The 22,058-nt window shown below is 56.7% G+C and carries 22 protein-coding genes; 8 read left to right on the top strand and 14 right to left on the bottom strand.

Annotation, left to right across the window (positions count from 1 at the left end; genetic code table 11):
* Nucleotides 1-4: 4 nt before the first annotated feature.
* Nucleotides 5-346 (bottom strand): hypothetical protein, encoded by a 342-nt coding sequence (locus tag LKE28_08795; protein MCH3908315.1) that lies wholly within the window; start codon nt 344-346, stop codon nt 5-7.
* Between LKE28_08795 and LKE28_08790 the strand changes: the two genes are divergently transcribed.
* A complete protein-coding gene (locus LKE28_08790; GenBank protein MCH3908314.1) occupies nt 333-1,250 on the top strand; it encodes an ATP-binding cassette domain-containing protein in 918 nt (305 codons plus the stop codon). The two genes, LKE28_08795 and LKE28_08790, sit on opposite strands and share 14 nt — an antisense overlap.
* Nucleotides 1,247-2,245, top strand: coding sequence for an ABC transporter permease (locus LKE28_08785; GenBank protein ID MCH3908313.1), 999 nt, complete (start codon nt 1,247-1,249; stop codon nt 2,243-2,245). Before LKE28_08790 ends, LKE28_08785 begins: the two co-directional genes overlap by 4 nt.
* Here the strand turns inward: LKE28_08785 and LKE28_08780 are convergent.
* The 7 genes from LKE28_08780 to LKE28_08750 form a co-directional block, all read right to left on the bottom strand.
* Nucleotides 2,161-3,459: a TRAP transporter large permease gene (locus tag LKE28_08780; protein ID MCH3908312.1), complete on the bottom strand. Its 1,299-nt coding sequence runs from the start codon at nt 3,457-3,459 to the stop codon at nt 2,161-2,163. The genes LKE28_08785 and LKE28_08780 overlap by 85 nt on opposite strands.
* Nucleotide 3,460: 1 nt before the next feature.
* On the bottom strand, nt 3,461-4,009 hold the full coding sequence (locus tag LKE28_08775; GenBank protein MCH3908311.1) for a TRAP transporter small permease: 549 nt from the start codon (nt 4,007-4,009) through the stop codon (nt 3,461-3,463).
* A 139-nt stretch (nt 4,010-4,148) separates the two neighbouring features.
* On the bottom strand, nt 4,149-5,126 hold the full coding sequence (locus tag LKE28_08770; GenBank protein ID MCH3908310.1) for a TRAP transporter substrate-binding protein: 978 nt from the start codon (nt 5,124-5,126) through the stop codon (nt 4,149-4,151).
* Nucleotides 5,127-5,332: 206 nt separating this feature from the next.
* Nucleotides 5,333-6,331, bottom strand: a complete 999-nt coding sequence (locus LKE28_08765; GenBank protein MCH3908309.1) for a TRAP transporter substrate-binding protein — start codon at nt 6,329-6,331, stop codon at nt 5,333-5,335.
* The gene (locus tag LKE28_08760; GenBank protein MCH3908308.1) at nt 6,331-7,104 is read right to left on the bottom strand and encodes a response regulator; all 774 of its coding nucleotides are present in this window, start codon (nt 7,102-7,104) and stop codon (nt 6,331-6,333) included. The genes LKE28_08765 and LKE28_08760 overlap by 1 nt, the downstream gene beginning before the upstream one ends.
* 64 nt (nt 7,105-7,168) lie before the next feature.
* The gene (locus LKE28_08755) at nt 7,169-7,762 is read right to left on the bottom strand and encodes a histidine kinase (GenBank protein MCH3908307.1); all 594 of its coding nucleotides are present in this window, start codon (nt 7,760-7,762) and stop codon (nt 7,169-7,171) included.
* 189 nt (nt 7,763-7,951) lie between these two features.
* A complete protein-coding gene (locus LKE28_08750) occupies nt 7,952-8,410 on the bottom strand; it encodes a hypothetical protein (protein ID MCH3908306.1) in 459 nt (152 codons plus the stop codon).
* A 300-nt stretch (nt 8,411-8,710) separates the two neighbouring features.
* On the opposite strand from LKE28_08750, the gene LKE28_08745 reads away from it, so the two are divergent.
* A complete protein-coding gene (locus LKE28_08745; GenBank protein ID MCH3908305.1) occupies nt 8,711-9,274 on the top strand; it encodes a YcxB family protein in 564 nt (187 codons plus the stop codon).
* On the opposite strand, the gene LKE28_08740 is transcribed toward LKE28_08745, so the two are convergent.
* A complete protein-coding gene (locus LKE28_08740; GenBank protein MCH3908304.1) occupies nt 9,246-10,550 on the bottom strand; it encodes an MATE family efflux transporter in 1,305 nt (434 codons plus the stop codon). The genes LKE28_08745 and LKE28_08740 overlap by 29 nt on opposite strands.
* Before the next feature lie 174 nt (nt 10,551-10,724).
* Between LKE28_08740 and LKE28_08735 the strand changes: the two genes are divergently transcribed.
* Nucleotides 10,725-12,053: an aspartate kinase gene (locus LKE28_08735; GenBank protein ID MCH3908303.1), complete on the top strand. Its 1,329-nt coding sequence runs from the start codon at nt 10,725-10,727 to the stop codon at nt 12,051-12,053.
* 125 nt (nt 12,054-12,178) lie between these two features.
* Nucleotides 12,179-12,427, top strand: coding sequence for a hypothetical protein (locus LKE28_08730; GenBank protein MCH3908302.1), 249 nt, complete (start codon nt 12,179-12,181; stop codon nt 12,425-12,427).
* A 59-nt stretch (nt 12,428-12,486) separates the two neighbouring features.
* Here LKE28_08730 and ugpC read toward each other — a convergent pair whose 3' ends face one another.
* The 4 genes from ugpC to pncB form a co-directional block, all read right to left on the bottom strand.
* Nucleotides 12,487-13,635 carry a sn-glycerol-3-phosphate ABC transporter ATP-binding protein UgpC gene (gene ugpC, locus LKE28_08725; GenBank protein ID MCH3908301.1) on the bottom strand — a complete coding sequence of 383 codons (1,149 nt, stop codon included), beginning with the start codon at nt 13,633-13,635 and terminating at the stop codon, nt 12,487-12,489.
* A 134-nt stretch (nt 13,636-13,769) separates the two neighbouring features.
* The gene (locus LKE28_08720) at nt 13,770-15,527 is read right to left on the bottom strand and encodes an ABC transporter ATP-binding protein/permease (GenBank protein MCH3908300.1); all 1,758 of its coding nucleotides are present in this window, start codon (nt 15,525-15,527) and stop codon (nt 13,770-13,772) included.
* Nucleotides 15,528-15,569: 42 nt separating this feature from the next.
* A complete protein-coding gene (locus LKE28_08715) occupies nt 15,570-15,929 on the bottom strand; it encodes a zinc ribbon domain-containing protein (protein ID MCH3908299.1) in 360 nt (119 codons plus the stop codon).
* Nucleotides 15,920-17,161: a nicotinate phosphoribosyltransferase gene (pncB, locus tag LKE28_08710; GenBank protein MCH3908298.1), complete on the bottom strand. Its 1,242-nt coding sequence runs from the start codon at nt 17,159-17,161 to the stop codon at nt 15,920-15,922. The genes LKE28_08715 and pncB overlap by 10 nt, the downstream gene beginning before the upstream one ends.
* A gap of 119 nt (nt 17,162-17,280) precedes the next feature.
* Between pncB and LKE28_08705 the strand changes: the two genes are divergently transcribed.
* Genes LKE28_08705 through LKE28_08695 form a run of 3 tightly spaced genes read left to right on the top strand, consistent with a single transcriptional unit; the run spans nt 17,281 to nt 20,353 of the window.
* A complete protein-coding gene (locus LKE28_08705; protein ID MCH3908297.1) occupies nt 17,281-18,162 on the top strand; it encodes a sugar ABC transporter permease in 882 nt (293 codons plus the stop codon).
* Nucleotides 18,162-18,986 carry a carbohydrate ABC transporter permease gene (locus LKE28_08700; protein MCH3908296.1) on the top strand — a complete coding sequence of 275 codons (825 nt, stop codon included), beginning with the start codon at nt 18,162-18,164 and terminating at the stop codon, nt 18,984-18,986. The genes LKE28_08705 and LKE28_08700 overlap by 1 nt, the downstream gene beginning before the upstream one ends.
* A gap of 20 nt (nt 18,987-19,006) precedes the next feature.
* Nucleotides 19,007-20,353, top strand: a complete 1,347-nt coding sequence (locus LKE28_08695) for an ABC transporter substrate-binding protein (protein MCH3908295.1) — start codon at nt 19,007-19,009, stop codon at nt 20,351-20,353.
* 66 nt (nt 20,354-20,419) lie between these two features.
* Here the strand turns inward: LKE28_08695 and LKE28_08690 are convergent, their stop codons facing one another.
* Nucleotides 20,420-21,934, bottom strand: a complete 1,515-nt coding sequence (locus LKE28_08690) for a carbon starvation protein A (GenBank protein MCH3908294.1) — start codon at nt 21,932-21,934, stop codon at nt 20,420-20,422.
* Nucleotides 21,935-22,058: the final 124 nt, after the last annotated feature.

Here is a 22,058-nt window from a genome sequence, read left to right as displayed (position 1 = left end):
CATGTTATGCCTCCCATGGCGGGGTTGCTTCGGGAAGAGAAAGAAACACCCTCCTCGAGGTATACCCTTTCCTCTTAATATCGTACTTTTTTTGCGAATCGGCTACTCCCCCATGCTGAATCCCCATGCAAGCAGGTGGAATCTTTTGACCGGAGGGGATGCGTTTTCTCTGGTTTTGCATGCTTTTTTCGTGGGGAAATCCTTGCTCACCGTTGCGGTCGGTTGTGTTTTTCATCAATTTTACAAAGATCACCGCAATGATTCCTGTTGTGTCGTTTTTGAGGGTAATGGTACAATCCGGGCGACCTTCACCAGAAGGAAGGAGCGTCGCGTTGGAGCCCATCATCACCGTTTCCTCACTTCGCAAGACATTCGGCACCATCCATGCGGTGGACGGCATCAGCTTCTCCGTACCACAGGGAAGCCTGTTCGCGTTCCTCGGTCCCAATGGGGCGGGGAAATCCACCACCATCGACATGATCTGCACACTCACCGCTTTCGATGGAGGAAGCGCCAAGATCGCAGGATACACGCTGGGGACGCAGGATTCGTTGATCCGCTCCTCCATCGGCGCGGTATTCCAGGACAGCCTGTTGGACAATCTTTTGACCGTCAAGGAGAACCTGTGGATTCGCGGTTCGTTCTACGGTCTGCCCCGTGAGGTGTTGAGGGACAACATCCAGATGGCGGTGCAGGCGACGGGTGTCGGCGATCTGCTGGACCGTCCGTATGGCAAACTCTCCGGAGGCCAACGGCGCCGGTGCGACATCGCCCGGGCGTTGGCCAACGCCCCGAAGGTCCTGTTTCTGGACGAACCGACCACCGGCCTGGATCCCCAGACCCGACGGAACGTCTGGGACACCATCACGGCACTCCAGAAAAAGACCGGCATGACGGTGTTCCTCACCACCCACTACATGGAAGAGGCTTCGCTGGCTGACCAGGTGGTGATGATCGACCATGGGAAAATCATCGCCCAGGGCACGCCCCAACAGTTGAAGGAACGGTACACCACTGACCGCTTGATGTTGTTTGCCAAGGATGCCGAAGCGGTGTGCGCTCGGCTGGATGGGCTCTCCGTACGGTATGAACGTCTCTGTGGCGGTCGGGTGGAGGTCTCCCTTGCCTCAACGATGGATGCCTTGCCGATTTTGGATCAAATCTCCGGCATGCTTGAAGGGTTCGAGGTGGTTGCGGGAAGCATGGATGACGTGTTCCTGTCGGTGTTTGGGAAGGAGATGCGGGAATGAACGGGTTGGTGCATAGGAATCTGCTGGTGTTTTTCCGTGACAGGGCCACGGTGTTTTTCTCCCTGTTGGCTGTCTTGATCGTCATCGGGCTGTACGTGCTGTTTTTGGGGGACGCCTGGGTGGGGAACATGGCGGATATCCCCCATGTCCGCACGTTGATGGATACCTGGATCATGGCGGGGCTCTTGTCCGTGGCGTCCATCACCACGACGATGGGTGCCTTCGACACCATGGTGGAGGATAAAGCGAAGAAGATTGAGAAGGACATCATCTTTTCCCCGCTGAAACGGAGCAGCATCGTCGGGGGATACGTGATCAGTTCGTTCGTCATCGGGGTGATCATGAGTCTCGCCACGCTGGTGCTTGCCGAGCTGTACATCGTCCTCCGGGGCGGGGCTTTTCTCTCTGGGGTGGCGCTCGTCCAAACGCTGGGGTTGATCCTGTTTTCCACCCTGTCCAATACGGTGTTCCTGTTTTTTCTGGTTTCCTGTTTCTCCAGCCCCAACGCGTTCTCCACGGCCAGTTCCATCATCGGGACGTTGATCGGATTCCTCACCGGAATCTATCTGCCCATCGGGACAGCTTCCTCCCGGGATCCAGTGGGTGGTCAAGCTGTTCCCGCCATCCCATTCGGCGGCCCTGTTCCGTCAGGTGATGCTGAAGGATCCGATGGCCGCTTCGTTTGCTGGCGCCCCAGAGGATGCGGCCCTCTCCTTCAAGGAGTACATGGGGGTGGTGTACCGCTTCGATGGCCACGTGACGGGAGCGGGCGAAAGCCTGATCATCCTCGGCTGTTTCTGTGTGGTGTTCCTTGCCCTCTCGGTGATCAAAGTGTCACGGGAGAAGACGCGCTAAGGACAAAAGAAATGGCGCCGGAACCCGGCGCCATCATCCCACTAGAGGAAATGTGTCAGCCATTGACCAGATTGGGCAACAGCATGCTGATCGACGGAATGTACGAGATCAGCAGCAACGTGATGATCATGCAGAGGTAGAACGGCAGGGTTGCCTTGACTACCTTTTCCATCGGGGTCTTGCCGACGGCGGAACCGATGAACAGAACGGCTCCAACCGGTGGAGTGAGCAGGCCGATACCGCAGTTCAGAATCATCATGACACCGAACTGGATGGGATCCAGCCCGCAGATCTTCGTAGCGATGGGCAGCAGGATCGGGGTGGCGATCAAAATGATCGGCGCCATATCCATGATGCATCCCAGCACCAGGAGGATCAGGTTGAGCAGCAGGATCAGCACGATCCGGTTGCTGGTGAGCGATACAATCGCTTTGGCGGCAAGATCAGGGATGTGCAGGATCGTCAGGCAGTTGCCGAATACGGCGGAGGTGGCGATCAGAATCAGGACGATGGAGAGCGTGTTGACGCAGTCCTCCAACGCATGCCAGACGCCCTTCCAATCAAGCCCTTTGTAGATGAACACCGAGACGATCAACGAGTAGATGACGGCGATGGCGGCTGATTCCGTGGCGGTGAACACCCCGAAAACAACCCCGACCACGACGATGATCACCGCGGCGAGCGCCCAGATCGAATCAAGCAACTGCTTGAAGAAGTAGGTGATGCTGAACGGTTTCCCTTTGGGGTAGTGCCGTTTGACGGAGATGATGTACGAGCCGATCATCAGTGAGACGGCAAGGAGCGCGCCGGGCAGGTATCCTGCCAAAAACAGGCTGCCGACGGAAATTCCACCGGCGGTGGTTGCGTAGATGACCATGTTGTGGCTGGGAGGGACCAGCAGTCCTTCGCAGGATGAGGTGATGGTGACAGCGGTGGAGAAGTCGGCGTCGTAGCCTTGGTCGACCATCATCGGGATCAAAATGGTTCCCAGCGATGCGGTGTCCGCGGCGGCGGAACCGGAGATTCCTCCGAAAAAGTAGGAGGCGACGATGTTCACCTGGGCCAATCCTCCACGCATCCAGCCGACACAGGCGTTGGCCAGTGCGATGAGCTTCTTCGAGATGCCGCCGGAACCCATCAGCACACCCATGGTGATGAAGAACGGAACAGCCATCAGGGAGAAGGAGCTGATCCCCTTGACCATCAGACGACAGACGTCATTGAGGTTCTGTCCCAACGTCAACATGCAGAGGACTGAAGAGAGTCCTACGGCATACGCGATGGGAAAACGCATGAACACCATGACGAAGAAACTGACCAACAGTACGGTGGTCGCCAATGTATTTCCTGCCATTTCAGTTTCCTCCTCGGGTGGGCTGGTCGTTCAGCACGAAGTGCTTGATGTGGTTGTAGATCGCTTCCATTTCGAAGACGATCATGGCAAGACCGGCCAGTGGAACGGGGACGTACATCCAGAATTTGCTCAGCCACGGCATGGAGACGTAGGTTCCCCGTGCTCCAATGGTCCGGGCGTATCTCCAACCAACGATCAGCATCACGAGCCCCAGGATGCAGACGCCGATGTCGGCGATGATATCCAGCACGAACAGTCCGGTCCGTGGGATGTATTTGTCGAACGCGGTCATCCGTATGTGGGCTTGGCGCCGAATGGCCAGTGCCGCGGAAATGACCGCCATGTAGGCCATGCAGGTCAGTACGACTTCCTCGGACCACGCGGGATCCTTCAGGAAGGGTACGTACTGGTGCAGCATGCGTCCCGCCACGGCGTATGAGGTGATCAGGATGTCGGCGATCAGCAATACTTTGCAGATCACCAAAAAAATCCGGTACGTCCAGTCATACACCGGTTTGATTTTGTCCATTGTCTGGAAAAACTTTGGCATGGATTTGCTCCTTGCAAACAGTGTGCATTCACGAAAAAGAGACGGTACCGACAGTTCCGGTTTCCCGGACGTATTCGACACCGTCCCGAACAAGAAAGACGGGAGGAGTGCCGTCGCATCCCTCCCGTTGGGAATCTTCTTACTTGTTCAGGTCTTTGATCTGCTGATACAGCGCGGCCTGATCCTTGGTGTTCGCCTCAATGACGGCGGCACAAGCTTTCTGCCACGGGGTTTTGTCCGTCACGTCGATGACGTGGATTCCCTGGGCTTTCAGCTGGTCAAGCACATCGTTCTCCGCTTTCTCGCTGATCTCCGCGTTGTACGCCTGGGCCAACTTGCCGGCATCCATCAGCACTTTCTGCTGGGCTGCGGTGAGTTTCTTCCACGCGTTGTCGCTGATGACCACCTGGATGGCGCCGAGCGTGTGACCGTCGAGGATCAGGTACGGGGCGACTTCCTGGAAGGCGTTGGACTTGTAGTTGGCGATCGGCTGTTCGGCGCCGTCAACCACACCGGTCTGCAGGGCGGAGTACAGCTCGCCGAAGGAAACGACCGTCGGGGAAGCTCCAAGACCCTTGACCATACCGGTCATGACGGGATCCTGGGAAACACGGAGCTTCATGCCTTTCAGATCGTTGATGCCGGCAATCGGCTTCTTGGTGAAGAAGTGGCGGAAGCCCTCTTCGCCGTAGAAGATGCCTCTGATGGGCAGGCCCAGTTCCTGGGGCTCATTGAGGAATTGCGGAGCGAGGTCGGAATTGGCGAACTTCCAGAAATGGGCGCGATTCTCGAACGTGAACGGAACGGAAAGCAGCATGGACTTCTTTGCGCCATAGCTGGTCAGAGCGAACGCAGAGATACGGGAGATGTCGATGGACGTCGATCCACCCAGAATGGCGTCAAGGACATCGTTCTCCGAACCAAGCACACCGGAAGCCTGGATGTCGATGGTGATGGAACCGCCGGAGAGTTTCTCCACCTGTTCCTTGAAGTACGATCCCGTTTTCCCCACGATGGTGTCCAGCGGGTTGACTTCCGCATAGACCAGCGTCACTTTGGGATCTTGGGATACATCCCCGGATGACTTGGGGGGCAGCCGCTGGGGCTGGCGTTTCACTGGCGCCACCAGCGAAGACGCTGGTCAGCATGGCGAGCAACAGAACGGATACAAGCGCAACTTTTTTCATTTCTTCCTCCTGAAGTCAGTCCACGGTTTATGCAAAACCGGTGATTTTTTGTTGCAGACAGCATACTCTACGCTCGGTTTTTCCATCCGGCAAGCGAGAGTGAAAAAATGTGCTATCAATCAAAGAAAAAGGAAAATCAGGTGCCTTCCTGTTGGATGCGCTTCAGAAGGTTGCGTTCTTCATCGGAGAACGAGGCGGTGTCAATCTGCATCGCCGCCTTGAACGCCGCCATTTCTGTTGCGTCCGGAACGGTGATGACGCATCCCGCATCCTGCATCGCGGACAACGCGTTCTGTTCGGCGATGGTCCACTGCTGGCGTTCATACAACCCTGCTTCTTTGGCGCATTCCCTGATGATGTCCACAAAGGCGGGATCGACTTCGGTGACCCTCCGTTCCGCCGAGGTGGCCATCACCAACACTTCCGGAATACGAAGGTATTCGTTCTTCAGAAAATACGGCGCCACTTCAAGGTGCCGCATGGCGACGTAGCTTGGCATGTTGTTTTCCGCCCCGTCAACGTTCATCATCCTCAGTGACGCATACACATCACTGTAGGGAAGCTGGACGGGAATGGCTCCGGTGGTGCTGACGAACGAAGCGATCCGGGCGTTTTCCATCACCCGGATGCGCAAGCCTTGCAGATCCGCCATCGTGTTGACCGGATTACGGGTGTAAAAGCTCCGCGCCCCGGCGTCAAACCAGCACAGCCCAACGGCATTGAAGACAGAAAAGCCGGAGAGAAACCTCTCACCGATCTCTCCATCCAGCACATTCCACATATGATCCGCGTCCCGATACAGGTAGGGAAGCATCAAAATGCCCAATTGCGGATCGCTTGCCGATAACGTCCCCAACGAAAAGCGGGAGATGTCCACGCCGCCGAAGCGGATCTGTTCCAGGACGTTGGCTTCGTTTCCCAATTCTCCTTCGGCGTACACCTGGACATCCACTTTCCCTTCCGTCCGTTCCTTGACCAGTTGTGCGAAGTATCGGGCCGCTTTGGTCGCCGGATGGTCCTGGGGTTGGTTGTCGGCATAACGGAGGATCACCTGGGGTGTGGAATTTTGCTTGGATTTTGCGCATCCTGCGAGGAAGGCCAGCGGAATCAGGCAAAGCAGAAGGATTCTACGCATCAGCTTTCCTCCGGGTGGGACTGACGGTACTCCGTCGGGGTCATGCCGGTTCGTTTCTTGAACGCCCGGGTGAAATAGCTGGCGCTTTCATAGCCGACCATGCCTGCGATCTCGTTTGCCGGCCGGAGGGGATCCTCCAGTAACCGTTTGGCCACGTTGATCTTCAGATCGGTGACGTAGGTTACGAAGTTCACCCCGGTGTATTTTTTGAACAGTACGGACAAGTAGGATGCGTTGACGCCCAACAGGTCACTTACCTTTTCCAGGGAAAGATCATAGCGCATGTAGTTTTGTTTGAGGTATTTTTGCACTTTGGCGATGAGCTGGGCGGCGCGTTCGGTCCCGTCTCCGGCTTCCATCCGATTGGCTTCCTGGGCGAATCCTTCCAATTGTCGTTGCGCCTCCAATTGCCTGAGTGCTTGTTCGACCGCCTGGATGACCGCTTCGTCCTCCACCGGCTTGAGGATGTAGTCCGTCACTCCGAGCTTCACCGCTTCATGGGCGTAGGAAAAAAGGCTGTATGCGGTGATGAAGATGATTTTCGTGGCGGGATGGTTGTTGAGGATTCTGCGGGATGCCTCGATGCCGTTCAGGCCGGGCATCTCGATGTCCATCAACACGACATCTGGGGTCCAGAGATTCGCTACGTCGACCGCCCTCCGTCCGTTTTCCACACACTGGACGGACGCGTCACCATGGTAGTGGGTGGTAAGGATCTGGGCGAGGATGTTCCGTTCGATGAATTCGTCGTCGACGACCAACAGTTTGATCATTCCGCTTCCTCTCCTTCGGCTTGCGCCGTATCGGCGAACACCAAGGGAAGCCACATCTCCACCGTCATGCCTTCCCCGGGTGCGGAGGAAATGTGGAACTGGCTTTGTGGGCATTGCAGACGGAGCCTCGACGCGACATTGGCAAGACCGACGTGCTCGCTTTCCGTCGCCGCATGGTACAGGTTTTGTCTGAGTGCGTCCAGACTGGCACGATCCATACCGATGCCGTCGTCCTGTACGGAAAGGTGCAGCATGTCGTTGTCCGTACCCACGCTACCTGTACGGTCCCGCGTCCTTCCTTCGGGGTGAGTCCGTGTTTGAAAGCGTTTTCCACCAGGGGTTGGAGGATGAACGGGGGGGTCATCACTTCGGTGACATCGATCTCTTTGGGAAGGATCAGAGTGAAGCGCATGCGGTCTCCGAACCGGGCTTCGCAGAGGGATGCGTAGGAGGTGACGATCTGCAGTTCCCGGGAAAGCGGGACCTGGGGTGTGTCGTTCGTCGTGGCATAGCGGTACAGGGTGGAGAGGGAGCGGAGCATCTGCGCGGTGGATGTTGCGTGCTCTTCCTTGGCGCGGTACATCAGGACGTTCAGCGTATTGAACAGGAAATGGGGGTTGACCTGACTGCGCAGCGTCTGGAGTTTCTGTTTCTCCAACAGGTTCTGGAGCCCCAGTGCCTCGGTCTCTTCTGGTACAGTGCGCTTTTGATCCTGTTTTGTTCCTCCAGCAAGGAGACCTGTCGTTTCATGGAACGTTTCATTGCGTTGAACGCCTTGGCCATGTCTCCGATCTCATCGCTGCGGGATTCATCCACATCGGGGGTGTCGAACATTCCTTGCCCGATCTCATGGGACCGTTTGCTCAGTTCCTGGATTGGCCGGAGCATGCCCAGCAGGGAGATGACCAGAATGGTGCCGAATGCCATGACGATGCCCAGGAAACAGGTTTCGTATCTGGCTGAGGAGCGTGTTTCGTCGCATCAATGCCGAGTAAAAGGCCTGGTTGTCCGTGATGGCCTGGATGAGTAATTGCTGGGTATAGGAGGACAGGTACGACGCGCATGGGACGAACTCGTCATAGTACAGGTCTTCCGCCTTGCGTTTGTTTCCGTTGAGCAGTAGTTCCTGGATCTGGTCATGCAGGTCTGAGAAGGATCGGAACGTCTCCTTGATGGCGACGACCAACAGGTATTGCTGGCGTCCGATCTCATCAATTTGGTCCTGGATGGTATCCAGATATGCTGTTTCCTTGGCGTGGCTTTCCCTGCTCTGGCTGAGAATTGGGCGACATCCCCGTATTCCCATCGGAATTGGGCGTACAGGTTGGTCGTTTCCTTGTTCTGGTTGAGGAACTGGCTGATCACCTGGATGTTGCCGGTACGTTCCCTCAGCGGGGTGAAAATGGTGGTGGATTGGTACGACTCAAGCGCCATCTGCATGGCGAGGGAGATGAGAAACGCCCCCAGGAACAGAAGGATACGGGAAAAAAGGCTGATATGTTGGTGCAGTCGCAAGTACATGGCTTTCCTTCTGTTCGAGCATAGCATCCTCGGTTTTCTCTCGCAAGGGTTTGCGTTTTTTCAAAAAAGCCACTACGCTTGCATCATGACGATCACGACACTTCTGGATGCACAAACGTTCCGCACCTTCACCAAATTCGATATTCTCTCACGGCGGAAATACTGGAAAAGCCCGGTGCTGTTCGCCGTGATCATGTCTGCGGCGGCCGTTGTTTGCTTTCTGTTTCATTCCATTGATGGCGCGGTGCTGTTGGGCAGCGTGCTTCTTGTCGTCGGATGCGGGATGCCGGTGCTGTACTTCATCACCTTTTTCCGTTCGCTCTCCAAACAGGTGCGGCTCCAGCAGCTTGATCCTCCCCGGGTGGTGTACACCGTCCAGCTGGAGAAGGAGCCGGAGGGCATCAAGGTCCGGAACGCAACGGAACAAGCAACTTATTCCTGGGACAAGGTCTGGCACGCCTATCGTAACTGGGGATGCGTCTATCTGTACGTCACCCAGGACAAAGCGTTTCTGCTTCCTCTCTCCGGGGAGCGGGATGGCGGGGATGCCTTGTGGACGTTGGTGGGGGAAATGATGGGTCAGGAGAAGCGCACGGACATCAGAAAGAAGCAGGCGGTCATCAACGCGCGCCCTGGTACAGCGGTTTGATCTTCCTCCGGTATTCCATCCGGTAGAACAGGATGGTCAGGACGAAGGAGACCAGCTCGGCGATGATGAAGGCGTACCAGACGGCGTCAAGCCCTCCGATGCGGGAGAGAATGGCGGCGGCGGGAAGCAGGACGACCAACTGTCGGGTCACGCTGATGATCATGGACAGGTAGCCGTCACCAACTGCCTGGAACAGGCTCATCAGCACGATGGAGAAGCCGGCGAACAGGAAACACATGGAAACCTTGCGCAGGGCGATCTCTCCGATCCGGTACATCTCCTCGGATGCGTTGAACCAGGAGAGCAGCGTGTGGGGGAACAGGGAGAAGACCAAAAATCCGGCGGCCATCACCGCCAAGGCAATCTTCAGCCCGGTCTTCTGCGTGTCCAGGATCCGTTGGGGCCGCTTGGCTCCGTAGTTGTACCCCATGATGGGGATCATGCCGCTGTTCAACCCAAAGACCGGCATGAAGACGAAACTCTGCAGCTTGAAGTAGACGCCGAAGACCGCCACGGCGCTGGTGCCGTAGGAGATCAAAATCTTGTTGAAGCCGGTGGTCATCAACGTTCCGATGGACTGCATCACGATGGCCGGCACTCCGACGGCGTAGATCCCCTTGACGGTGTTGCGTTCCAAAGGAAGATCCTTCAGCCGAATCTCCACTTCATGGTTCTTCCGGACATAGTACAGGGCAAGGAGACAGGAGACGTGCTGTCCGATCACTGTGGCGATGGCCGCTCCGGTGATCCCCATGGCGGGGAAACCCAACAGGCCGAAGATCATGATCGGGTCGAGGATGATGTTGGTCACCGCGCCGGAAATCTGGACGATCATCGGATGGATGGTGTCTCCGGTGGCCTGCATGATCCGTTCGCACATGATGTCGATGAAGCATCCCAGGGAAAAGACCATGCATATCTTGGTGTAGACGACACCCATGGACACCAGTTGGGGGTCATCGGTGAACAGAGAGAAGAATGGGCGGGAGAACAGCAAGCCTGCCACGGCGAACGCCACCCAGCTGAGGAAGGCCAGGGTGATGCCGTTGGATGCGCAGCGTTCGGCAAGATCCCGTTCCTTTGAACCGAGTTTGCGGGACAGCAGGCTGTTCATTCCGACCGAAGTTCCGACTGCCACGGAGATCAGCAGGTTCTGGACGGGGAAGGCAAGGGAGACGGCGGTCAAGGCCATTTCGCTCTGCATGGAGACGAAGATCGAGTCGACGATATTGTATAAGGCCTGGACCAGCATGGAAAGCATGATGGGCGTCGACATGGAGATAACAAGACGTGGAACGGGCATGACGCCCATTTTGTTTTCTGGTTTAGAGGTGGAAATGTCAGGCATGTGCCTTTGTTGTACTGGTTGGCCACCGGTTTGTCAATGGAGTGGTGGACATGCATGCGCCCATCGAATTAAAATGCTGGTGGTTTCCTGGAGGATACGCGTATGATCGTTTGTAAGTTCGGTGGAAGTTCCGTCGCTTCGGCAGACCAGATCAAGAAGGTGAAGTCCATCATTGAGGCGGATGCCCGGAGGACCGTAGTTGTGGTTTCCGCTCCCGGCAAACGGATGAAAGGGGACGCCAAAGTCACCGATCTGCTGTACAAATGCAACGAGGCGGTGCAGATGGGCATGTCCAGCCGTGAAGTGTTTGGTCAGATCGCCGACCGGTATCTGTCCATCCTGACCGAACTGAAGATGGACATCACCTCCTTCCAGGGAATTATGGAGAACATCCGGCAGAAGATTGATGCCGGCTATGGAGCGGAATACGCGGCAAGCCGTGGCGAGCATCTCAACGCCCGCTTGATCGCCAAGTATCTTGGCTGGGAATTCCTGGATACGGAGAACGTCGTCATCATCAAGGCGGACGGTACGATCGACCCGGTCACCTACCAGAACATCCAGACGGTGATGGATCCCCAAAAGAAATACATCATCCCTGGCTTCTATGGCTCGGACAGCGAAGGCAAGGTGCGGACGTTCAGCAGGGGTGGCTCGGACATCACCGGTTCGATCTTCGCCCGGGCGTGCCAGGCGGAGGTGTATGAGAACTGGACGGATGTCTCCGGTGTCTTCTCCATCGATCCCCGGATCGTCCCGGATGCCCATGTCGTCTCCACGATGACCTACCGTGAGGTGCGGGAGCTGGCCGGTGTCGGAGCGGGGGTGTTCCATGAGGAAGCCATCGCACCGGTGTACGATTCTTCCATTCCCATCAACGTGAAGAATACCAACGCGCCCAGTGATTCCGGTACGATGATCGTCCCCACTCGGGACGGCGATGATATCGTTGGGGTTTCGGCCAAGGGCGGCTTCAGCCGGCTTTCGGTACGCAAGCTGATGCTGTTCAAGAAGAGCGGGATCCGTCATGGTCTGCTCACCTTGATGCAGGTCTTCGGCGTCCGGCCGTCGTTCTCCCTGTTCGGCATCGATTCGGTGGTCTGGTTCTTCGATTCCAAACTGGCCAGCGAGAGCATTCTGAAGACGATGTGCGCCCGATTGAAATCGGAGTTCAGCCTGGATGAGGTGACGGTCGATCATGGCTATGCCATCCTTGGCGTGGTGGGGCAGGGCTCCCCGGATCATCCGGAAGTGGTCTCCCGGGTGTGTGACGCGCTGAAGGCCGCCGGCGTTCGGGTCGCGTTCGTCAACTATGGGTCGTCCGAGGAGAGCACGTTGTTCGGCATCAGTGAGGATGCCATCCAGAAGGCCCAGGAGATTGCCTACCGGGCAATCTTTACAAACGACACAAACAAAAAACAGAAAAAATAAACGTCACACGGATTCCATACAGATTGTGTATCTTTGTATGTGTAGATTGGAAGTCGGGTGAACCATTCCGAATGGTTTCGGAGAAGCCTGCGAGTGACCACCTCTTTCTCTACACGGGCATTGGTATGGATGGTGCGAAACTGAAGGAATTGCTGAACGACGCGGACTTCATGAAACGGCTGATGATGCATCGTGGCCAGACACGGGGCATGCAGAAGACGTTCCGGGCTCATGGCCTGGAGGTGTCCATGGTGGAGGCCGAGCAGATCGACAAGATGATCAGCAAGGATCTGCCCGAGGGCGCTGACGCGACGGCATACGCCAAGGCCGCAGCCAAAGCGATTCCTGACATCGAGAAAGCGTTCAAGCTGTAACGGACGCACAAAAAAGAAGAGCGGGCCAAAAGCCCGCTCTCTTTGTATGTGACCGGAACTCAGTCTTCCGTTTTCTCGCCCTGCTTTACCGTGGGGGCCATCAACGGTTTCTTGCTTCCGATGACCAATTCGGTATCGGCATCGAAGAACTTTGCCTTATGCATGTCGGGGATCAGGGAGATCTTGGTGTCCACCGCAATGGTGTGCTTCGGATCAATTCGGCCGATCACCTGGCCTTTGGACGTGGCGACGTACACGTGCGTCTCGGCACCGAGCGGCTCGACGACACTGACGTGTCCGTTGATCGTCAGTCCATCCTGAGGATCCTTGCTGAAGGTCACATCCTCCGGACGAATGCCGAACACGACGGATTTGCCGATGTACGGAGTCAGGAACTGCGCCTGCTCAGGCAACACTTTCAGACGGAAGGAGCCTTCATTGACGTAGACGTCTTCGCCATCCTTCTCCACCTTGGTCTCCAGGAAGTTCATCGGAGGAGAGCCAATGAAGCCGGCGACGAACTTGTTCTGCGGCTCGTTGTACAGTTCGAGCGGTCCGCCGATCTGCTGGATGACGCCGAACTTCATGACGACGATCTTGTCCGCCATGGTGAGCGCTTCGACCTGGTCGTGGGTGACGTAAATCATCGTCGCCTTCAGACGGTTGTGCAGGGAGGAAATCTCAGCCCGCATCTGGACACGAAGTTTCGCGTCCAAGTTGGACAGAGGTTCGTCAAACAAGAATACCTTTGGCTTACGGACGATTGCCCGTCCGACTGCGACACGCTGCCGCTGACCACCGGAGAGAGCCTTCGGCTTTCTGTCCAACAGCTCTTCGATCTCCAGGATCTTCGCCGCTTCCTTGACCCGCTGGTCAATGTCTTCCTTGGGGAATTTCCTGATTTTCAGACCGAACGCCATGTTGTCATAGACGGTCATGTGCGGATACAGAGCGTAGTTCTGGAATACCATCGCTATGTCTCTGTCCTTCGGGGGAACTTCGTTGACAACCTTGTTGTCAATGAGGAGCTCGCCGCTGGTGATGTCTTCCAAACCTGCGATCATACGCAGCGTGGTTGACTTCCCGCAGCCTGAAGGTCCGACCAGAACTACGAATTCCTGGTCTTTGATGTCGATGTTGACATCGTTGACAGCCTTCACTCCGCCCTCGTACACCTTACTGATGTGCTTGAGTTGTACTGTGGCCATAATGCCTCCACTTATTTTATACCCAACACTGTATCCCCCCTTCGGGGGCGCTGTCAAATCTTTTTTGGGAAAACCTCATCTGCCGGTGTGGAACAACAAGGAAACGGGAGATTGGGATGCGAAGGCGCATTTCCTCATGCGTCGGGAAGCACGCCGTTCCACAGGCGGTAGTACACGCCGCCTTTGGCCAGCAGCTGGTCGTGGGTGCCTTCCTCTTCGATCCCTTCCTTGCCCAGGACGAGGATCCGGTCGGCGTGCCGGACGGTGGTCAGACGGTGGGCGATGGTCAGCGTGGTCCGTCCGTGGGACAGGCGTTCCAGACTCTGGTCCACCAGAATCTCGCTTTCGTTGTCCAGCGCGCTGGTCGCCTCGTCCAGCAGAATGATCGGTGGGTTCTTCAGGAACACCCGGGCGATGGAGATGCGTTGTTTCTGTCCTCCGGAGAGCTTGACGCCACGCTCCCCAATATAGCTTTCATAACCGTCGGGAAGGAGGGAAATGAATCCGTCGGCGCCGGCGAGCTTGGCCGCCGTGACGATCTCCTCGTCCGTGGCGCCCTCCTTGCCGTAGGCGATGTTCTCCCGTACCGTGCCGCTGAACAGGTAGACGTCCTGCTGGACCACGCCGATGGACTGCCTGAGGCTCTTCAGCGTCACTCCCTTGATGTCCTGGCCGTCGATCAAAATGCGGCCGCTGGTAAGATCATAGAAACGGGGGATCAGATTGCACAGCGTGGTCTTGCCCCCACCGGACGGTCCGACCAAGGCGAGGTTCTCCCCACCGTGGATCGTCAGGTTGACGTCGCGCAGCACCCTGTTGTGGTCGTCGGGATATTCGAACGATACGTGCTGGAAGACGATTTCCCCATGGGTGACCACAATGGGCTTGGCGTCCGGCGCGTCGACGATCTCCACCGGGGCGTCGATGATCTGCAGGAACCGCTCGATGCCGGTCATGCCCCGCTGGAACTGCTCGGCGTAGTCGACGATGCGGCGGATGGTGAGGATCAGGGTGGAGACGTACAGCACGTAGGCGACCAAGTCTCCCGCGTTGATCTTTCCTTTCAGCAGGAACAAACCTCCCGAGGTGATGACCACCAGGTACATCAGGCCGTCGAACAGCCGGGTGGAGGTGGAGTACGCAGCCATGGAATAGTACGTCTTCGTCTTGGTATCTGCAAACTGCTTGTTCCCTTCCTCGAATTTCTTCTTTTCGGCGTCTTCCGCGGCGAACGCCTTGACGACACGCTCCCCCAGCAGGCTGTCCTCGATGGATGCGTTCAGCTCCCCGATCTGGTGGCGCTGCACCTTGAACGCGTCGCGCAGGCGCAGGTTGAGGATGGTGGAGACGATGATCATCGGGGGCACGCAGGCGAAGACGATCAACGTCAGGACGACGTTGGTCCGAAGCAGAATGACGAACGATGCCGTGACCTTTACGAACGCGATGAAGAACTCTTCCGGGCAGTGATGGGAGAACTCCGTCACGTCGAACAGGTCGTTGGTGATCCGCCCCATGATCTGCCCGATCTTGGTGTTGGCGTAGTAGGTGTAGCTCATCTGCTGCAGGTGGTCGAACGCGTCGCGCCGCATGTCCGTCTCGATGTGGACCCCCATGATGTGCCCTTGGGAGGCCATGTAGAAGTTCGCCACGGCGTCAATGATCCGCAGCACGCCGTACAGCGTGGCGATCCGCACCACGATGGCGACGGTCAATGATCCCGCCGAGTTGGTCAGGTAGCTCATGATCTTGGGAAGGACGATGTCGCAGAGGGTGGTGAGAAAAGCGCAGAACAGGTCAAGGATCATCAACCATTTGTAACGGAGAAGATAGGGACTGAATCGTTTGAACAGCACTCCGACGGGATAGCTGCGGTTAGGCGCGTGGTACATGGCTCCAGTGTACGGTTTTGCCTGGTTTGTGGCTACCCTGATTTACAGTTTTGTCCCGCAATGCGGACAGTAGCTGGCGTCTTCGGGAACCTCGGATCCGCAGGAGGGGCAGTGTTTCGGCCCCGTTCCGATGATCGTCAAGTCCTGTTGACGGATAGGGACTTCCTCCCCATGGGCGATGGCGGCCCCCACCGCGCTGTCCAGCTGGTACAGCGTGCCGCAGCAACTGGTCTGCACGTAGTACTTCCGTCCCCAGGTGAAGCAGGGAATGAAGAACAGCAGGAGGACGGAGTAGGTCATGAACACCTGGTAGCGGCCGAACTTGCCGCAGACGGCGCACTGGATCGGCTGGGCGTAGGGGAAATCCTTTCTCCGCTGGGTGACGCCGATCATCAGGAACATGGCGTGCCCGCCTCGTGGGCCAGACGCCAGGCGATGGCCCGGTGCAGGTAATCGACGTATCCGGGATCCTCGCACATCGTTTTTCCCGGCGTGTCGGACAGCTTGGCCACCGGGTTGCCATTGACCTTGATGATCTTCATCACCTGGTTGAGCGGTGGGACGTCGGTGTCATTGGCGATGTACGTGCCGATGCCGAAGGCAAGCTTTGCCTTGCCTTTGAACGCCGCGTACAGCTGGGAGGCGTGCTCGAAGGTCAGGTTGTCGGAGAACAGCAGCGTCTTGGTCTTCGGGTCGATGTGGTGCTCCTGCAGGTGGCAGAGCATCAGCTCTCCCCAGGCAAGGGGATCGCCACTGTCATGGCGGAAACCGTCCCAGAGGCGGCACTCCGTATCATCCAGATCCAGCAGACAGCATCGGGTTCCGATGCAGTCCGTCAGGTAGATGCCGTTGAGCAGTCCGAATTCATGGTGCCAGGCGTCCATCATGAACTTGTTGGAGTAGGCGGGGTTGCGGGAAGGATCTCCTTGGCCGATCACCTCGATGGCCTCGTGGGCCATCGTGCCGATCGCCTTGATGCCCAGCTGGCAGGCCAGGTAGACGTTGGACGTGCCGACGAACACGCTCTCTCCCAGGTATCCTTCTTTTCCCCGTTCTGCGAATGTTTTGACGATGTCGTACTGGGTCTGGGCGCTGAAACGGCGGCGCAGGCCGAATTCGGAGAAGGGCCCGATGACATATTGGCCGGTATGCAGCGCCTGGATCTTTTCCTCCAGACGCTGGTACAGGGAGGCGACCAGCTTCTGGTACTCAGTGGAGGGGTAGGCGTAGCGGAAGTACACTTCGTTGACGATGGCAAGCAGCGGCACTTCGTAGTAGATCGTCTGGCACCAAGGTCCTTCGGCAGAGAGGTCCAGCTTCCCGTCTTCTGCCAACGCGCAGTGGATCTGGTCACGGAGCGGATGCCACAGCCTGAGGTACTGCAGGTAGCTCTGGGACAGCCAGGGGATCTTTCCTTTCAATTGTTTCAGTTCGTCTTTGGAGAACGTGAGGGTGCAGTACCGGTCGATCTGGTGGTTGATCTCATCGCACATCTCTTGGGTGAACCGCACCTCCTCGTTTCGGCACTTGTACCGCCATGTGGTGATCATCGAGGAGAATTGGGAAAAGGCAACCTGCCCCATGTTGAACTTGTACTGGTCCGTTTCCAGAAGAGACGTGATGATTTGGTCCATGAAAACCTCCATGCCTTTCTCAGCTTATCGTCAAACGGAAATTCCCTCAAGGTTTCGGTTTCATCGTTTTTTCATCAATCCTTTTCACTTTTCTCATCTTGGTATTGGACGATGGGGCCGTGCAAACCAAACGAAAAACCCTTGGAACCATCTGTGAGCCGTATCTGTTTCTTCTTCCCGCCACGGTGGTGTTCATCCTGTTCCTGTACCTGCCGTTCTTCCGGACCATCTGGTTGAGCGGATTTCTGACGGACAAATACGGAAAACCGAAACTCTGGGTGGGGTTCACTTCCCGGGGAAACTACGTCACATTGTTCACCGACCCGTCGTTCTGGCGGGGAATGGGAGTGACCTTCCAGTTTGTCGTGATGGTCACCATCGGTGGTCTGTTGGTCGGACTCGTCGCCAGTCTGCTGACCGAGTCCTCGTACAAGGGATCCGGGGTGATCAGCGCGGTGTACGCCATGCCGGTGGCCATCGCCAACGCCGCCGCGTCCATGGCGTTCCGGATGATCCTCCATCCGACCAACGGGTTGATCAACACGCTGCTGGGGACACGGATCAACTTCACCGGAGACCGGCGGTACGCCCTGGTAAGCATTGCGATGCTGACCATCTGGCTGCAGTGCGGCATCAACTTCATCTTCATCAGCGCGGGACTGCGCAACGTTCCCAAGGAACTGTATGACAGCGCAGCGGTGGATGGCGCGGGGTACTGGAGACGGCTGTTCTCCGTTACGCTTCCCTGCATCTCCCCGACGTTGTTCTTCCAGGTGATCATCGATGTGATCGGCGCGTTCCAGACGTTCAGCCAGATCAAGCTGCTCACCGAAGGGGGTCCGGGAGACGCCACCAACGTGATGGTCTGGTCGATCTACAAGGATGCGTTCCGCAATTTCCGCTTCGGCGCGGCGGCGGCCCGTTCGGTGGTCCTGTTCCTCATCATCCTGTGCATCACGTTGGTGCAGTTCCGCTTTGAGAAGCGGGAGGTGTCGTACTGATGCGTGAACATAAACCGTGGAACGTCAAGTTGCTTCTGCTGAACATTCCGCTCCTCTCCATCATTCTGGTGCCGCTTCTGTACACGTTCGCCATTTCGGTGATGCCTGCCGATGAGATTTACCAGAGCCGGTTGCTTCCCAGCGCGATCAGCTGGGCCAACTACATCCAGGCGTTCACCAACCCGTACTACAACTTCCTTCGGATGATCCTCAACTCGTTCATCGTCTCCGTCTCCGTCATGCTGGGCCAGATGATCACCTGCTCCCTGGCGGCGTTCGCCTTCGCCTTCCTGGAGTTCAAGGGAAAGCGGGTGCTGTTCCTGTTGGTGTTGGCGACGATGATGGTGCCCGGAGAAGTGACCATCGTGGCCAACTACCTGACGATCAGCGGGTGGGGGATGCTGGATTCCTATTCCGCCCTGATCATCCCGTACCTGACCAGCGCCATGGGGATCTTCCTGCTTCGGCAGTACTATCTGACCTTCGCCAAGGAATTGCATGAGGCGGCCATGCTGGATGGCTGTTCCGACCTTCGGTTTTTGCTTTCCATCGTCATCCCGCTGTCCAAACCGGCGCTGGGAGCGCTGGGCGCCTATGAGTTCCTGATGACGTGGAACCAGTATCTGTGGCCGCTTCTGGTGACCAATTCCAAACAGTTCCGCACGGTGCAGATCGGCATCTCGATGCTGTACGACGTCGATGCGGAGTCCCTTGGGTTGATGATGGCAGGCGTGGTGATCGTCGTCGTCCCTTCCTTGTCCATCTTCGTATTTCTGAACAAACAGCTCATCAACGGCCTGATGGCAGGCGCGGTGAAGGGCTGAGAGCACATTGGAGGTGCTGTATGAGAAAATGGTATCTGTTGGCCATGGTCGCCGTACTTTCGGCTTCGATGGTTTTTGGGGCCGGTTCCTCGGAGACGGTCACGCAGGCCGCCGCTCCTTCCGGACCGGTGGAGCTTACCTTCTGGCACGCCATGGGTGGCGTCAACGGGGAGGCGATGAACCAGCTGGTAGACAAGTTCAACCAGGATTACCAGGGGAAAATTCATGTGACGGCCCAGTACCAGGGCAGTTATGATGATGAGTTCTCCAAGATCCAGGCTTCCGGCGGAAACTATCCGTGTGACATCATCCAGGTGTACGACATCGGCACCCGGTACATGATCGACTCCGGATGGATCACTCCGGTACAGACGTTCATCAACAAGACGAAGTATGACGTCAGCCAGATCGAGCCGAACATTGCCGCGTACTATACGGTGGATGGGACGTTGTACTCCATGCCGTTCAACAGTTCCACCCCGATCCTGTACTACAACAAGACGGCGTTGCAGGAAGCGGGCATCACCGACGTGCCGAAGAACTTCGACGACATCATCGCGATGAGCGCCAAGCTGAAACAGACCAATGCCGACGGAACCGTCAAGCGCTACGGCTTCGGCATGGGCAACTATGGCTGGTTCTTCGAGCAGTGGATCGGCAAGATGGGCAAGCAGTACGCCAACAACAACAACGGACGTGGCGCCAAGCCGGCGACGGCGGTGGCTTTTGACTCCAACGGGGCGGGGCTGCAGATCGTGCAGACCTGGGAGAAACTGCTCTCCAGCGGGGTGATGCCGTACCTCAACCAGGGGAACAACGACGCCAAAGCGGCGTTCATCAGCGGTGATATCGCCATGACGCTGGAAAGCACCGCCGCGTTGAAGTCCCTGCTCACCAACATCGGGGACAAATTCGAGCTGGGTGTCGCATACTTCCCGTCCATCAACAAGGACGACATCGGCGGCGTGTCCGTCGGTGGTGGCTCGCTGTGGATGATGGATACCAAGGATCAAGCGCGGATGGATGCCACATGGGAATTCCTGAAATACATGGTCAATCCTGAAAACCAGGCGTTCTGGAATTCCAAGACGGGGTATTTCCCGGTAACGGTGGCGGCGCAGTCCACCCAGACGTTCAAGGACAACGTGGCGAAATACCCGCAGTTCCAGGTGGCGTTGGACCAGCTGCACGCATCCAAGCCGCAGTACGCCGGTGCCCTTCTGTCCGTCTTCTCCCAGGCCCGGCAGATCAACCAGGAGTACATCGCCCGGCTGGCGAACAAGGAACTGAACGCCCAACAGACGCTGGACGGGATGGTCAAAGAGATCAACAAGGCGATCGAGAACTACAATCTGGTCAACTATTGATCATCCTTCGCACAAGAAAAAACAGGGCCGTCCATGTGGGCGACCCTGTTTTTTCGTGAACCAAGCTTACGCGACTTCCGATTCCTTTCTCTGCAGGACAACCAGCTTCTGGCGAGCCAGACTCTCCGCCGGATGGCGATAGATGGTGGCAAGGAAGATGGAGAGGAAGATGGCGGCGACGATGATGCCTACGGTGTAGGAGATCGTGATGCCCTTCATCCCGAGCCTTCCCAGGTTGAAGCATTCCGGAGCGTACATCAGATAGGTTGCGCTCACTGCCGACATGAACGTGGCGGGAACCGCAGCGATCCAGCACTTGTTCTTGTTGGCGTAGTTGGTTGCGAAGTACGCGGCGGCGACCCACAGTACGATCATGGCCAGCGTCTGGTTGGACCAAGAGAAGTATCTCCAGACGACGCTGTAGTTGATGAACGAGATGGCGTAGCCGATCAACAGAAGAGGAACGGCGACGGACAATCTGATCTTGATTTTTTTCTCATCCATCTTGAACCAGTCGAAGATCACCATACGGGCGCTGCGGAAGGCAGTATCACCAGAGGTGATCGGGCAGACGATGACGCCGATCAGGGCGATCGGTCCGCCAACTTTGCCGAGCAGTCCAATGCACATCTCATACACGGAGTTGGAGTTGCCACCCTGGATGTCAAGCAGTGCCTTCAGTCCGGTTGATCCTCCATCCTGATTCCAGAAGAACGCGATGGCGGCGGATGCCCAGATCAGGGCGATGACGCCTTCAGCGACCATGGCGCCGTAGAAGATCTTCCGGCCGTCTTTCTCATTTTCCAATGTACGGGAGACGATCGGAGCTTGGGTTGCGTGGAAGCCGGAAATGGCTCCGCAGGCGACGGTGATGAACATCAACGGCCAAATCGGTTTCTGGCTGGCCGACGGATACAGGTTGGCCAACGTCATTTCCATCATCGGGCGGGTTCCGTTATGGGCGATGGTGGAGATGGAGACGCCGAGAGCCATGACGATCAGGAAGATGCCGAAGATCGGGTAGATTCTTCCGATGATCTTGTCGATGGGCAGCAGCGTGGCGAGGAAGTAGTAGGCCAGAATGATGACGGTCCATACTCTGATGTCCAGCCAGGCCGGGGTCAGTTTTGCCAACAGACCGGCAGGTCCGACCATGAACACAACGCCGACCATGACGAGGAGGACGACACTGAATACCCGCATGATGTTCTTCATCACCGGTCCGAGATACTTACCGGTAAGTTCGGAGATACTTGCTCCATCATTGCGGACAGACAGCATGCCTGACATGTAGTCATGGACACCACCGGCAAAGATCGTGCCGCCGACAATCCACAGATACACACTCGGACCCCACAGCGCTCCAGAGATGGCGCCGAAGATCGGGCCGAGACCAGCAATGTTCAAGAGTTCAATCAAGAACGCTTTTCCGTTGGAAATCGGGACGTAATCGACTCCGTCCGGATTCGCCATAGCCGGTGTGACTTTGTTCGGTTGTGGCTCAAATACTTTTTCTACAAATTTCCCATAGAGGAAATAGCCTGCGACCAATGCGATGACCGCAATGAAGAACGTAACCATACAAAAACCTCCTCCTGCAACCCTTTGTCACAAGTATACACCCCAAAAATCCCGTTGTGAATCTTTAATGTATACGAGTTTTTTGATTGCGTTTAGAATGACAAAATCTGTTATTTTTTGGACA

It is taken from the genome of Sphaerochaeta sp. (genome assembly GCA_022482495.1).
In the GTDB taxonomy this organism is placed as follows: domain Bacteria; phylum Spirochaetota; class Spirochaetia; order Sphaerochaetales; family Sphaerochaetaceae; genus RUG023.
The sequence above is the reverse complement of the archived record's forward strand: the minus strand, read 5'-3'. Positions and strand labels throughout refer to the sequence as shown.